Origin of the sequence: Bacillus sp. FJAT-27986 (assembly GCF_001685035.1) — a bacterium.
Lineage (GTDB): Bacteria > Bacillota > Bacilli > Bacillales > Pradoshiaceae > Pradoshia.
This window is the reverse complement of the sequence record NZ_MAYV01000001.1, coordinates 560,131-573,484: the sequence shown is the minus strand read 5'-3', so window position 1 is coordinate 573,484 and position 13,354 is coordinate 560,131. Positions and strand designations below refer to the sequence as shown.

Below are 13,354 nucleotides of genomic sequence, written 5' to 3'. Positions count from 1 at the left end.
AAAAATGAGTTTAATTAAAGCGAGCAGGTTTATGAGTTTGATTCTTCGTCACAAACCAGAATCCATTGGAATTACCCTGGATGAGCATGGATGGGCGAATGTCGAGGAATTGATTAAGGGTATTTCTAAAAAATATCCTTTTGATATGAACATCTTAGAGGAAATTGTGCGAACCGATGATAAGCAGAGATACGCTTTTAATGAGAACAAGACGCTTATTCGAGCTAATCAAGGACATTCCATTTCGGTTGATGTAGAGCCGGAAATCGTAGATCCACCGGAGTTTTCATGGCACGGTACGGGAGAAAAGTATACAGAATCCATTGAACGTATTGGACTAATTCCAAAGAGTCGTTTATATGTTCATCTATCATCTGATGAAGAAACAGCAATCAATGTAGGAAAACGGCATGGGAAACCGGTTGTGTATCGTGTACGAAGTGGTGAAATGATGAAACAAGGATATGTGTTTTATCGTTCGAAAAATCATGTTTGGTTAACAAAAACAGTACCCGTTGAGTTTTTGGAGGTGCAACGGTAAAAATAAAAGAGGGATGTAACATTTAGTAGACGTGTTAGCTAGAACTCTTAATAAAATCTCATCAAAATATTTCTTGCCCCGTCGTTCTGCGTGACTCATAAAATAAATAATTCCTTTAGAAATCTGGATTTAATTGAACTAAATTACAAGAAACAATGAGGTGGGAATAAATGAATAAAAATCCACGTGAACTTCTGGATAATGCTATTGCGCTGCGTGAAGATGGTCGTGAGAAACAGGATTCGGCTATTTTAAATCATGCACTTAATCTTCTGTTAAATCTATCAGAAAATGATCCGGAAAATGCAGAAATAAATTATCAGATTGGGATTGCCTATGATAATTCTGGGTTATGTAACAAAGCAATTCCTTACTATGTTAAAGCAATTGAACAAGGTCTATCCGGTCCTGATCTACAAAGGTGTTTCCTTGGTTTAGGAAGCAGTTACCGGATTTTGGGGCATTATAAAGAAGCTGTTGGCATTCTTCACCGTGGTGTGACTGAATTTCCTGAGCATCGAGCCCTGCAAGTCTTTTATTCTATGGCTTTATATAATACAGGGGAATATAAAAGGGCTATGGAAATTGTCTTAATAAATTTAATGGAAACTACAAATGATGAAATACTTCAGTACTTTAAGCGTGGTATTTCTTACTATGCCCAGCACCTTGATGAAACTTTAGATTTAGACAATCCTTAAATCGTAATTACCTCATCCTATAGGTTGAATAAGCTAACTGTATATAACCTTTTTACTTAGAAGAAACATTCTATATGAAAGCATTGAAAAAAGGAGGATTCACTCAAAATGTGTATCTTACTTTTTTGGTGTTTCTTTTTCTCTGATATAACTGTACGCCTTCAGTAAATCTTACCTCTTTCATAATATTATTTTAGTATAATAAAATAAAGAGCCATCTAATTTACATGTAGTACTATGAGAGAAATAGAGGTTCAGTCGAGAGCGTAGTTTCTTTTCATTTTATATTTAAAGGATAAAAAGAAGGGAGAAGAAAAGTGTTAAACTCCTACCAAAAACCCCTTAAAGGGAAAAAAGTTGGTATTGTATTTGGATCATTCGCTCCGCTTCATCGAGGGCATTTGGATTTAATTATGCAAGCAAAAAAAGAAAACGACGGCGGTTGCATTGTCATTGTATGTGGATATGACGGGGATAAAGGTGAACCACTTATGCCTCATAAAATGCGATATCGTTACGTGAGAGAGTTTTTTTCGGATGATGATTTGGTTGCTGTATATACAATCAATGAAAATGAAATTGGTATTGAAAACTATCCCAATGGTTGGAATGGTTGGCTTAAAGAGTTTGAAACTATTTATCGCAAGGCGGTAGAAACACCTACAGATACCGATAGAATTTGGTATGTCGGGGATAGGAATTATCATGAGGACTTAAACGGAAAGTTTAATGAAACCGCAATCTTGGTTGACCGACTTGCATTAACTCCAATATCAGCAACGATGATAAGGGAAAACCCCATAAAGCATTGGGATAAAATAACGTATCCATTCCGTAGAGTTTTTAGTACAAACATTCTTATATGCGGTACTGCTTCGGAAGGAAAATCAGTATTAACCGCCGACCTGGGCAAATATTTCAATGCGCCATACAGTTATGAGTTCGCAAGAGGCTACATGCAAGAAAGTAATATAGCCGAATGGGAATTAAACGGGACGGACTATATGGCTTTTCTTGAAGGGCAGTATAATCTCAATAAAAAATTAATTAACTCACCCTCCAATCAAGGAATCTTTTTTGCGGACTCCGACTCGATGGTAACAAGAATGTACGCAGAGGGGTATTCCAGAGACAGCCAATGTGACTTAACAGAGGAAGAATTTGAAAAAGTTGCTATAGTGGCCGATGAAATCACAAAAAAATGTCGGTGGGATAAAATTTATTTACTATGTCCTTGTGGCGAGTTTGTGGATGACCACGAGCGATTTATGGCTCATTCTGGAATGGAGGAACGCAATGAGTTATTCAACATACTTTGCAACAATATTAAAAGTTCAGGAAATTGGGACAAGGTAACGGTTCTAAATGGGGGCTATTGGAACAACTTCAAAACTATTGTAAGTGATGTGAAAAGAATCATTGAAAATGGAAGGAATTAAAAATTATCTTAAAAACGAATTTTGGAACGGTTATAATCTCTTTGAAAAAATATTTATGATAAGTATGGTACTGCTTCAAATCATCGTATATTACTTTGTTCCTGATTCTCCTATCGGTATGATTTGCGGAGTATCAGGTGTAATCTGTGTTGTTTTGACAGCGAAAGGCAAACTGTCGTCTTATATCTTCAACTTTATACAGATTGTAACCTATATGTATATCGTATGGGGGTTGGGGCTGTATCTTGAGTTCTTCGAAAATATTTTCTACTTCGTAACTTGTATTCTCGGTGTATTTATTTGGAAGAAGAATATGACCGAGGAAACAATGCAAGTAAAAGCAAAAAGTCTTAAGTCAGTGCAGATGATCATTACAGCTTTGTTAATTGTTATATGTACTATCGCACTGGGTTATATCGGACAAAATTATCTCGGTAATACTCTGCCTTACTATGATGCATTTACTAATGTAATGGCAATAGTAGCTCAAATCCTCATGGTATTACGATATAGAGAACAATGGCTCGTATGGATTGTAATTGACCTTGTTTGCTTGGTTATGTTCATTATGCTTGGACAGTGGTCTATGGTTGCCATGTATGTTTCGTGGACAATCAATGCGATTTACGGTTGGTACAATTGGAGTAAATTAAATAAAGAAGAAGTAAAATAATAGTTCCTAATCAAGAATTTAAAGAAGGGTCAGTCATAGTGACGGCCCTTCTATAGTTATTGGTACAAGTTATAAAGAATCAAACACTGTTTTAAGATTATGGATTTAACTGATTGATGCTATTACTTTTCTTGATTTCGTCACGAATATCCTTTAGATATTCATTTTTTTGTTTCATTAACTTTAAGATAGTAAGTGCTACATAAATAATAAAAACGATAATACCTAAGTATACCAATATAGAAATTAATCCAAATAAGGATGCTGCCATCATAAGTAAACCCTCCAAACTATATTTTATAATTATTTTACCGTATTTTTCCTCATGATCTTTTGTTTTTTTAAAATATACTTTCGACTAGTGTCTAAAAATGACAAGTTTAAAATGTACCATTTATTCATTTCCGTGGTATCAAAAATTAATCGATAACTAGAATATTTACGCCTTCATGAGTCATCCTGCCATTCTAATTCTTTGGTGAATGAGACTTACTTCCGAAGAATAGAAGTCCCGATGGATATTATTTGAAATTTTTCATATTTTCTCTTGAAACTTTAGCGCTGAGAAGTGATAATAGTTAATATTATCTGAAAATTAAACATAGGGGATATGCAGAATGAAAGTAGTTAAATTTGGGGGAACTTCTCTTGCATCCGGTGAGCAGTTGAATAAAGTTTTTGAGATTGTCGTATCAGATCCACAACGTAAAATAGTGGTAGTATCGGCACCAGGTAAACGATTTTCATCCGATACTAAAGTGACAGACTTGCTCATTGCCTGTGGAGAAAGCTGGTTAAATGGGGCTTGTGATCAATATTTATTTGATATGGTTATTGATCGATACCGATTAATAGCAGAGGATTTATCTATTTCAGGCTCTGTTGTCGAAAGAATTAGAGCTGATTTAATGGAAATTCTTAATGGAGACCTGAGCGATAAGGGTCAGTTTATGGATGCCGTTAAAGCCAGTGGAGAAGACAATAATGCCAAATTGGTAGCTGCTTTTTTCCAAGCCAGAGGTGTAGAGGCTGAATACATGAATCCTCATGAGGCAGGACTAATCGTCAGTGATGAGCCGGGGAATGCTCAGGTTTTAGCAGAATCGTATGCCAATCTGTATCATTTAAGAAATAAAAAAGGAATTGTCATATTTCCAGGATTCTTTGGTTATACAACGGATGGAAAGGTGATGACGTTCCCGCGGAGCGGCTCGGATATTACAGGTGCAATTCTGGCTAATGCAGTTAAAGCTGATTTATACGAAAATTATACAGATGTTGATGCCGTATTTTCGGTTAATCCAACGATTATTAATAAACCTAAGGAAATCAGTGTATTGACGTATCGGGAAATGCGTGAACTTTCCTATGCAGGATTTAGTGTTTTACATGATGAAGCGTTAATTCCCGCCTTTAAAGCAGGGATTCCAGTAAATATTAAAAATACGAATAATCCGTTATCACCTGGTACCATGATTGTGAATAAAAAAGAGCTAACCAATGGTCCGGTTGTCGGTATTGCAAGTGACAATGATTTTTGCAGCATTTATGTCAGCAAATATTTAATGAACAGAGAAATAGGTTTTGGACGTAAACTTCTTCAAATCCTTGAAGATTTAAAGTTGTCCTATGAACATGTTCCTTCGGGAATTGATGATTTGACTGTCATTTTAAGACAGAATCAAATGGACTCTGAGCTTGAAGAGATTATTAGGAACCGGATTATAGAGGAATTAGAGGCTGACGAGGTGAAAATTGAACACAATTTATCCTTGATTATGATTGTGGGAGAGGGAATGCGTTCGAATGTTGGTACAGTTGCGAGGGCATCCAAGGCTTTGGCAAATGCCGGCATTAATATCGAAATGATCAATCAAGGGTCTTCTGAAGTCAGTATGATGTTTGGTGTGAAAGAACTTCAGGAAAACCGAGCAGTGGCTGCTCTTTACAATGAATTTTTTACCAGTGTAAGCGTGTAAGGAAAAGTGGTAAATCGAATAATAGAAATGTTTCATAATGCCATTATCCAAAGAACAAAACTTTTCTATATTAATAGGATCAAACCGGAGCGGTTGATGCTGGGACGGAGGAACCGATATGGTAAAGGCAATCATGTTTGACCTCGATGATACATTGTTATGGGATCAAAAAAGTGTTCAGGAAGCTTTCAGGGAAACCTGCGGGCTGTCTATAAACAAATATCAGATTGACCCAGTGCAGCTAGAAGAATCAGTTAGAAAGGAAGCCACTAAACTGTATAGCTCCTATGAAACATTCGCTTTTACACAAATGATTGGGATAAATCCATTTGAGGGATTATGGGGGGATTTTCAGGACAAACATGAGCAATTTCAAAAGATGGCTCAAATTATGCCGCTCTATCGCAAGGATGCGTGGACGAATGGGTTGAAAGCATTGGGAATAGAGGATGCAGAGTTAGGACAGGAATTAGCGGAAAAGTTTCCTGAAGAAAGAAGAAAACATCCCTTTATTTATGAGGATACCTTTGAAGTGCTGGATCAATTAAAGGGTTGTGTTAAACTTCTTTTACTGACAAATGGCTCCCCGCAATTGCAAACAACAAAGCTGGAAATAACACCTGAAATAGCTCCCTATTTCGATCATATTGTCATTTCAGGGGATTTTGGACAAGGTAAGCCGGCTCCCGAACTCTTTGAACATGCTGTAGGATTATTAGAGGTTGAAAAAAAAGAAGTCCTGATGGTTGGAGATAATCTGATGACGGATATTCTCGGTGCCAATCGTGCAGGAATAAAATCTGTTTGGGTAAACCGCCATCATAAAGTAACGGATCAAGTGAAGCCTACCTATGAGATTAAGAAACTGGCGGATTTACTACCATTGCTGAAGGAAATATAATTATGAATATCTTGTGAAAGAAATTTCAAGAAGTGTCGCGGAGACCAATTCATCCTTAAGGGGTTAAGTACCCCAGGTTGAATTGGTTTTTTATTTTTGACTGTTTTCGTAATGATGATTTGCCTTTACATACAACAATAAGCCTATATTTGAAAATTACCTAGTTTACATTAAAAAAGGTTGAGGGTGAAGATTTGTAATATCCATATTGACCCAATAGCTCCTTGACATGGGGTATATAAATAGCTACCATGAGTACATTATAATTTTACAATTATTGGTGGGTTGATTTAAATATATCTTGAAAAGTCGGTGTATAGCAGTGGGGGAATTAAGAAACAAATGGACTGAGGAAACTAAGTTATTGATAGCTGCGATGGTGTTGTTGATCATTTATTTGGCTCCGATGTTTATACTTGGTGAAGATTCTCATATACGGGTGCATGATAACTTAGATTCCAATATCGCTTGGTACAAGGTTCTGAAGGATAATCAAATGCTGTTTGGACCGATAAATGAGACTATTCCACAAATCATTAATGGTTTACCGAGGAATTCAATTGGAACTGAATTCAGCGGAATTGAATGGCTCCATTATTTATTACCATCCATGACGGCATATTCAATCAGTCAGGCGATTACTAGAATCTTTGCGTTTATTGGAATGTATCTCTTACTTAAAAAGCATGTTGTTAGAAAAGAGGAACATGGCTTTATACGTGTATTCGTTGCATTGGCCTTTGCTTTGACTCCTTTTTGGCCATCCGGAATGCTTGCCACATTGGGGCATCCATTAGCCTTGTATGCCTTTTTGAATATTAGAGGCAGAGATAGTAAATGGACGGATTGGCTCATTTTAATTCTTCTGCCTTTTTATTCGAGCTTTGTACTAGGGTTCTTTTTCTTCCTGGTGGCTATGGGATTGCTTTGGCTTTATGATTGGATCAAGAAAAAAGACCCTAATTGGAAATTCTTCGGCAGTATTGCTTTAATGACTTTTATTTACCTGTTGATTGAATATCGCTTGGTTTATTCTTTGATATTTCCTGAAGAGCCCAACAGCCGGGATGAATATTTCAGCTCTGCATTAGGATTTGCGCGATCTGTCCGTCTGATATTTAAAAATTACATAATTGGACATAATCATGTATTAACGCTTCATCAATATATTATTTCGCCTGTGTCATTTATAGCTTTATGGTTTATTTATCGGAATAAGCTTTGGAAAAGTGAGAAACGCTATGTTCAGCTGTTTATCTTGAATTTTATTTTATCTGCATGGTATGCGTTTTGGTTTTATGAGGGATGGGCATCCTTGAAAGAACAAATTTCACTTTTAAATAATTTTAATTTTGCCCGTTTTCATTTCCTGAGACCGTTAGTTTTGTACTTATTGTTTGCCCTGTCCTGCCGTATTCTTTGGAAAAATGGAGGGAGATGGAGGCAGTTTTCAAAAGGAGTCATTGTCGCTCAGCTGATTGTCTTATTTATGTACAATCCGGAAGTGTATTATGGAAGACTGGATTCACCGACTTTTAGGGAGTTTTATGCTGTTGACCAATTTACTGAGGTTAAAGATTATATTGGAAAACATCAGGATACGTACAGAGTGGTAAGTATAGGATTACATCCTGCTATTGCTCAATATAATGGCTTTTATACCTTGGATACGTATAACAATTACTATCCATTGGCGTACAAGCATCAGTTCCGAGAAATTATTGAGAAGGAGCTGGATAAGAACGCTCAGCTTAAAAAATATTTTGATAAATGGGGCGGGCGTTGTTATATTTTTGTGGATGAGCTTGGTAAGAAATATGATTACGAAAAAAATTCATCCAAAACAATAAAAAATTTAGAGTTGAATACGAAGGTACTGAAAGAAATGGGCGGTCAATATATAATCTCAGCTGTACCTATTGTGAATGCAGATGAGAATAACCTTGAATTGATGGATGTTTTTGATCATGAAGATTCAGCTTGGAAGATCTATCTATATCATGTCATGTAAAGGAGTTACTCATAATGAATCTGCCTGTATTAACAATCGTTGTGCCTTGTTACAATGAACAGGAGGTATTGTCTAAAACATCTGAAGAGCTTTCATCCATTCTAAAAGAGTTATTGGACTCCCGTGTAATCTCAGAAAGGAGTGCTATTTTATTTGTGGATGATGGCAGTGTTGATGATACCTGGGATTTAATACAAATGGAGAGTGTACAGAATAGTTTAGTCAAGGGGCTAAAATTAGCTGGCAATGTAGGTCATCAAAATGCATTGCTCGCTGGTCTGGCAACAGCCCAAAAGCATTCTGATTGTGTCATCTCCATCGATGCTGATTTACAGGATGACATACAGGTCATTAAAGAGATGGTTGAAAAATACAATCAGGGATATGATATTGTCTATGGAGTCCGAGATCAGCGAAAGAAGGATACTATATTCAAGCGGACTACAGCGCTTAGCTTTTATCGTATGATGGGCAAATTGGGAATCAAACTAATTCCTAATCATGCAGATTTTAGATTAATGAGCAAGCGTGCATTGGGAGAACTTTTAAAATATAAGGAACGGAATTTATTCTTAAGAGGTATGATTCCAATGATTGGATTTTCCTCCGCTGAAGTCTTTTATGATCGGAAGGAAAGAGAAGCGGGAGAGTCTAAATATCCGTTGAAGAAAATGATTTCTTTTGCGCTTGATGGGATTACCTCCTTTAGTGTTGCGCCGATACGCTGTGTTACCTACATTGGCTTTTTGACGCTGTTTATCAGTGTGGTCGCAGGCAGCTATGCTCTGATTCAAAAAACACTGGGGAATACACAATCTGGTTGGACATCCATCATGATTTCTCTGTGGATTATTGGTGGCCTGCAGTTGATTGGTATTGGAATAGTGGGTGAATACATTGGCAAGATTTTTAAAGAGGTTAAACAAAGGCCGATTTATGCCATTGATGTGGACAACTATACTGAAGATCAAAAAGGCCAGGCGAACCAGGAAAATCAATATAAATCTCGCTAACAGGGTTATATATGTATCTTGGTTTGAAAACAGGAAGGAAACTACATGACGCTTGATGCTATTACAAATTATATACAGCTGTATGGATACTGGGTGATTATCTTAGTTTTATTTTGCGGGATTGTGGGAATTCCTGCACCTGAAGAAACATTTGTTATTTTTATCGGTGCTGTCATTGCTGAACAAAACCTCAATTTTCTTTGGGCCATCTGCGCTGCACTATTGGGTACTAATGTGGGTATGCTTTTTACCTATATGATTGGAAGGAAGCTTGGGACATCCATCATCAAGAAGTATGGAAATCTAGTGAAAATCACACCGAAACGCTGGATGAGTATGCATAAAAGGTTTGATCAATTTGAAAATAAAATGGTTGTTATAGGATATTTTTTACCGGGACTTAGACAGCTAACTCCCTATATGTCAGGAACACGTGAATTACCATATGCAAAATTTTTCTCGCTCGCGTTTTTAGCAAGCTTACTATGGACAACCTTTTATATGACGATTGGATTTTATTTCGGAAATATGATTGGTCTCAAGTATTTAAGCTTCATTGCGGTCATTTTTTTCTTGATTTTCATCGTAGTACTTTCATGGAAAAATTGGTTCTCTCCTGCGAGAAGTAAAGTTAGCTCTTAAAAAATATTTTACATATTGTTCATTATAATGTAGAGAAAACAGAAGCCCCTGTTAGGATGACCTGACAGGGGCTTCTGTTTTAACATGTTTTAACATATCTTATATCTTTTTTGTTTTGAAAATCATAACCGCAACAGCGAGGCATATTCCGACTATGCCGGCAGATATTGCAATCGTCGTGACATACTCTCCCGGTTCTTTGAGCCCTGTCAGGAGACTCATGGTTTCAGTTAGCTTCATCGGTGTGAGAGATTCTAGCTTTGGGAAAAGTCCGATGAGATAAACCGCCAGTACAGTACCACCAGTTCCGAGTAAAACAGTGGTATTACTAGAGGATAGTGTAGAAAACAGCACCATAAATGATAACACCCAAAGCCCGAAAAGCCAGTAACACATTGCTGCAAAGCTAGTGTACATGGCGATGCTATTATCCCAATAAAAAGCATTATAAGCATAAGTGATACCAAAGCAAATCCAATAGCAAGCTGTCCACGATATAAATATCATCATGCTTTTTGCGATAACGAATTTCCAGCGAGAAAGACCCTTTGTCAGAACAGGGATGAGTGTTCCTTTTTGATATTCTGAAGTAAAGGATCCACTGCATAGCAGTATAAAAATAATCAGGGCTATTGGCATGTTTTTATAAAACTGAGTCCAGGAGGTCAAGGCATCTACTGTAACCTCTGTAACGACAAGGCCTGATCCCTCCAGAGAGTCTGCCATCATTTCCATCATCCATGGAGTTATCTTTGCTATAGCTGGATTCATAATCCCGAAAAGTACAAATACTAGCAGTAGAATGAGCAATCGTCCTGTTCGACTCCATTCCATCCACTCTTTTTTGAAAAAAGCTAGAAAAGATTTCATTTACTGACGACCTCCATAAACAGAGATTCCAGCGATAGCTCCTGCTTTTCGAAACGGCGGAAAGGAATATGATGTTCCAATATAAAACGTAATACGGCTTCTGTCTGTACCTGATCAGCTCGCTCCAGCAATAGGTGTTTCTCATTGCTTTTTTTGATGCTTGGAAAAGCAGCAAGTAGTTTTGCCGTATCTTCTGGATACTCCAACTCAATTTCATACCCGATGCTTGCATAGTCTCTTTTTAACTTTTCCATTGATTCCTGCAACACGATTTGGCCTTCGTGAAGGAATGCGACCTCATCACATATACGCTCAACATCGGAAAGAATATGCGTGGAAAAGAGAATAGTTGTATGTTCCTTTGCTGCGGTAAGAATATCTAGAATTTCCCTTCTTCCAACAGGATCGAGAGAGGAGGTCGGTTCATCGCAAATCAACAGTCTAGGTCGGTTGAAAAGCGCTTGTGCAATTCCGAGCCGTTGCTTCATGCCGCGTGAAAAACCTTTGATTCGCCGTTTCTCATTGGAGAGTCCCACAAGCTCCAGAAGCTCCGTTGTACGAGCCTTGATACTCGAAGATGACATCCCTGTGAGCTCACCGCAAAAATGCAAATATTCTTTAGGAGCCATAAAAGAATAAAACTCAGGTACATCAGGTAAATATCCAATAAGCCGATTTGTGGGAGTATCGCCGTAGCGAACCTTTTCTCCGCCAACAGTAATCTCCCCGCTGTTTGCCTCCAGCAAGCCAAGAATAATTTTCATAGTCGTAGTTTTCCCAGCGCCATTCTGACCCACAAAACCAAAAACAGTATGCTCCGGTACAGAAAAAGTGACATCCTCTAATACTTTTTTATCTCCAAACCGCTTTTTTACATGAGATAAAGTTAACATATTCATCATTCATCCTCTTTTCCAAGCAGGAAATACAGAATAGGTCCTATGAATTGCATGCCGATTATCACGATAACTAGCCACATGGTACGACTGCCGCGCTTATAGGTATTATGTGTCAAAATATGATGGATGGTATAACCCAGCAATGTAAATTCTGCAATAACCAAAGGAATAATAAAGGGTAAGAATTCTTTAACTTCATTCATAATATTTCACTCCTTCCGTAAGTTCTCTTTGTATTCTCTTAAATTCTAGATTGTCCTGAAGTGCTGTCAATAATGGATGCTTAAAAGACTCCAGTACACTTTTTGCCACAAGGCGCATATTTCGTGGCGGTGATGCTCCTAGGTCAAGTTTGCTAATCCATTCATCCAGCCTGTCAAAATAAGCATCGCCGTGGAGCAACGCGTGCTCATGGGTAAAAAGCACTCGAACTACCTGAACATATTGATTTAGCATTCCCAGCGCCTTTTCTTTTTCTCCATGTGTGATATAGACAAGTGCTGCCTGATAGAAAAATTGTGCTGCGCTATTGGGATGCAGGTTGTTTAAATCATATAGCCGAATCAATCCCTCTGTTTTTTAATCGTTTTTTCACATACTGCAGGGTCATCCATATGAATGGCTAGGTATTGGACCGCAGTTGTAATCAGCGATATCACATGTAGATACATATTGATTTGTGTATAGCTTTTGGCTTTGTCTAAATCCCCGACGGTCAGATAGGCCTGTGCCAAAATTGAATCACTTTGGTGATAGATGCGAGTTGGATCTGCTATCATCTCCAATGCTTCAATGACTTCTTCAGCTTTACCGAGTTGGAGGTTGAATACAGCTTTCACAGTGATAGCATCATTACAAATATCTATTACTTTACAATTTTCCTCTATATGCTCACAAAGTGTTACAGCTTCGTGCAAAATTCTTTGTTGCTCATCATGGTCCTTTGCAAGAGGAAAATGGTTCAGCCAAAGGATGCAGATCTGGAGTAAAAAGGAATAACAGGAATAATAGCGGCGAACCAGTTCTCGTGATTTATTCATCACTTCATTAAAGGGCAGTCTTGTATAGTCAGAAGCAAGCTCCACATATAGCTTTTGGATTTGTTCCCGACTCAACTGTGCTTCATAGCCCAGCAATTCATCTATACTTACATCTAGAAAAGATGCGAGCTGGGGTAATAGTAAGATGTCCGGCAAGCTCTGTTTATTTTCCCATTTAGATACGGATGCCTTCGTAACACCGATAAAATCCGCTAATTCCTTTTGGGTGAGTTTCTTTTTACGGCGCAGGTTAGCAAGGTTATGTGAAAAATTTAATGAGTACATACAACTACCTCCTATAACTATTGTAACCATAGATGCTGTAAAGCTAAATGGAGCAATACGATATTTTTCAATACAAAATCAACTAACGAGAAACTTTACGTTAAACAGTCAATAATAAATAAGCCTCAGGATCTTGTTATGGTGATCCAATGAATGTCAGTTCACGGCAACTCCAATCATAAATCCAATCTCCAAGTGGCTTACCTATGATATTTTTTTGCCTGTTGATATTAAAAAATCGTTCCTCTAAATCGTTGTTTACTTATGTAAATTAAGGGGGTTATTGTTATTATGAATAAGGGATAGTAAAAGTACTTTTTGTATTCTTTTGAAGAAATGGGTTTTCTAAGATTTCTTATA

General features: G+C 37.4%; 15 protein-coding genes. 9 read left to right on the top strand and 6 right to left on the bottom strand.

What is annotated here, in order from left to right:
* Window positions 1–4 precede the first annotated feature (4 nt).
* From A8L44_RS02655 to pnuC, 4 genes are all read left to right on the top strand, one after another.
* Window positions 5–541, top strand: coding sequence for an RNA 2'-phosphotransferase (locus tag A8L44_RS02655; protein WP_066101118.1), 537 nt, complete (start codon window positions 5–7; stop codon window positions 539–541).
* Between the two features lie 170 nt (window positions 542–711).
* Window positions 712–1,242, top strand: a complete 531-nt coding sequence (locus A8L44_RS02650) for a tetratricopeptide repeat protein (protein WP_066101114.1) — start codon at window positions 712–714, stop codon at window positions 1,240–1,242.
* Window positions 1,243–1,559: 317 nt separating this feature from the next.
* Entirely contained in the window at window positions 1,560–2,681 is a 1,122-nt protein-coding gene (locus A8L44_RS02645; RefSeq protein ID WP_066101111.1) for an AAA family ATPase, read from the top strand.
* Complete coding sequence (gene pnuC, locus A8L44_RS02640; protein WP_066101108.1) at window positions 2,668–3,354, top strand: nicotinamide riboside transporter PnuC; 687 nt, start codon at window positions 2,668–2,670, stop codon at window positions 3,352–3,354. Before A8L44_RS02645 ends, pnuC begins: the two co-directional genes overlap by 14 nt.
* A gap of 97 nt (window positions 3,355–3,451) precedes the next feature.
* Here the strand turns inward: pnuC and A8L44_RS18840 are convergent, their stop codons facing one another.
* Window positions 3,452–3,628, bottom strand: coding sequence for a hypothetical protein (locus A8L44_RS18840; protein ID WP_175354221.1), 177 nt, complete (start codon window positions 3,626–3,628; stop codon window positions 3,452–3,454).
* A gap of 343 nt (window positions 3,629–3,971) precedes the next feature.
* Between A8L44_RS18840 and A8L44_RS02635 the strand changes: the two genes are divergently transcribed.
* The 5 genes from A8L44_RS02635 to A8L44_RS02615 all read left to right on the top strand — a co-directional run bounded on the left by A8L44_RS02635 (window position 3,972) and on the right by A8L44_RS02615 (window position 9,900).
* On the top strand, window positions 3,972–5,333 hold the full coding sequence (locus tag A8L44_RS02635) for an aspartate kinase (protein WP_066101103.1): 1,362 nt from the start codon (window positions 3,972–3,974) through the stop codon (window positions 5,331–5,333).
* A gap of 118 nt (window positions 5,334–5,451) precedes the next feature.
* Window positions 5,452–6,234: an HAD family hydrolase gene (locus tag A8L44_RS02630; RefSeq protein WP_066101101.1), complete on the top strand. Its 783-nt coding sequence runs from the start codon at window positions 5,452–5,454 to the stop codon at window positions 6,232–6,234.
* Window positions 6,235–6,556: 322 nt separating this feature from the next.
* Entirely contained in the window at window positions 6,557–8,245 is a 1,689-nt protein-coding gene (locus A8L44_RS02625; protein ID WP_302621334.1) for a DUF6044 family protein, read from the top strand.
* A gap of 14 nt (window positions 8,246–8,259) precedes the next feature.
* On the top strand, window positions 8,260–9,258 hold the full coding sequence (locus A8L44_RS02620) for a glycosyltransferase family 2 protein (protein WP_066101099.1): 999 nt from the start codon (window positions 8,260–8,262) through the stop codon (window positions 9,256–9,258).
* A gap of 45 nt (window positions 9,259–9,303) precedes the next feature.
* Window positions 9,304–9,900 (top strand): DedA family protein, encoded by a 597-nt coding sequence (locus A8L44_RS02615; protein WP_066101096.1) that lies wholly within the window; start codon window positions 9,304–9,306, stop codon window positions 9,898–9,900.
* Between the two features lie 99 nt (window positions 9,901–9,999).
* Here the strand turns inward: A8L44_RS02615 and A8L44_RS02610 are convergent, their stop codons facing one another.
* The 5 genes from A8L44_RS02610 to A8L44_RS02595 are packed head-to-tail and all read right to left on the bottom strand — an operon-like array spanning window position 10,000 to window position 12,994.
* A complete protein-coding gene (locus tag A8L44_RS02610) occupies window positions 10,000–10,770 on the bottom strand; it encodes an ABC transporter permease (protein ID WP_066101095.1) in 771 nt (256 codons plus the stop codon).
* Window positions 10,767–11,669: an ABC transporter ATP-binding protein gene (locus A8L44_RS02605; RefSeq protein WP_066101092.1), complete on the bottom strand. Its 903-nt coding sequence runs from the start codon at window positions 11,667–11,669 to the stop codon at window positions 10,767–10,769. Before A8L44_RS02605 ends, A8L44_RS02610 begins: the two co-directional genes overlap by 4 nt.
* Window positions 11,669–11,872, bottom strand: coding sequence for a PLDc N-terminal domain-containing protein (locus tag A8L44_RS02600; protein WP_066101089.1), 204 nt, complete (start codon window positions 11,870–11,872; stop codon window positions 11,669–11,671). The genes A8L44_RS02605 and A8L44_RS02600 overlap by 1 nt, the downstream gene beginning before the upstream one ends.
* Complete coding sequence (locus tag A8L44_RS19070) at window positions 11,865–12,236, bottom strand: hypothetical protein (RefSeq protein ID WP_217491067.1); 372 nt, start codon at window positions 12,234–12,236, stop codon at window positions 11,865–11,867. The genes A8L44_RS02600 and A8L44_RS19070 overlap by 8 nt, the downstream gene beginning before the upstream one ends.
* Entirely contained in the window at window positions 12,233–12,994 is a 762-nt protein-coding gene (locus A8L44_RS02595) for a helix-turn-helix domain-containing protein (protein WP_217491066.1), read from the bottom strand. The genes A8L44_RS19070 and A8L44_RS02595 overlap by 4 nt, the downstream gene beginning before the upstream one ends.
* Between the last annotated feature and the right edge of the window lie 360 nt (window positions 12,995–13,354).

Coding starts and splice junctions, on each gene's coding strand:
- A8L44_RS02655 (WP_066101118.1), top strand. CDS start 5: ATGAGTTTAATTAAAGCGAGCAGGTTTATGAGTTTGATTCTTCGTCAC.
- A8L44_RS02650 (WP_066101114.1), top strand. CDS start 712: ATGAATAAAAATCCACGTGAACTTCTGGATAATGCTATTGCGCTGCGT.
- pnuC (WP_066101108.1), top strand. CDS start 2,668: ATGGAAGGAATTAAAAATTATCTTAAAAACGAATTTTGGAACGGTTAT.
- A8L44_RS18840 (WP_175354221.1), bottom strand. CDS start 3,628: ATGATGGCAGCATCCTTATTTGGATTAATTTCTATATTGGTATACTTA.
- A8L44_RS02635 (WP_066101103.1), top strand. CDS start 3,972: ATGAAAGTAGTTAAATTTGGGGGAACTTCTCTTGCATCCGGTGAGCAG.
- A8L44_RS02630 (WP_066101101.1), top strand. CDS start 5,452: ATGGTAAAGGCAATCATGTTTGACCTCGATGATACATTGTTATGGGAT.
- A8L44_RS02620 (WP_066101099.1), top strand. CDS start 8,260: ATGAATCTGCCTGTATTAACAATCGTTGTGCCTTGTTACAATGAACAG.
- A8L44_RS02615 (WP_066101096.1), top strand. CDS start 9,304: ATGACGCTTGATGCTATTACAAATTATATACAGCTGTATGGATACTGG.
- A8L44_RS02610 (WP_066101095.1), bottom strand. CDS start 10,770: ATGAAATCTTTTCTAGCTTTTTTCAAAAAAGAGTGGATGGAATGGAGT.
- A8L44_RS02605 (WP_066101092.1), bottom strand. CDS start 11,669: ATGAATATGTTAACTTTATCTCATGTAAAAAAGCGGTTTGGAGATAAA.
- A8L44_RS02600 (WP_066101089.1), bottom strand. CDS start 11,872: ATGAATGAAGTTAAAGAATTCTTACCCTTTATTATTCCTTTGGTTATT.
- A8L44_RS02595 (WP_217491066.1), bottom strand. CDS start 12,994: ATGTACTCATTAAATTTTTCACATAACCTTGCTAACCTGCGCCGTAAA.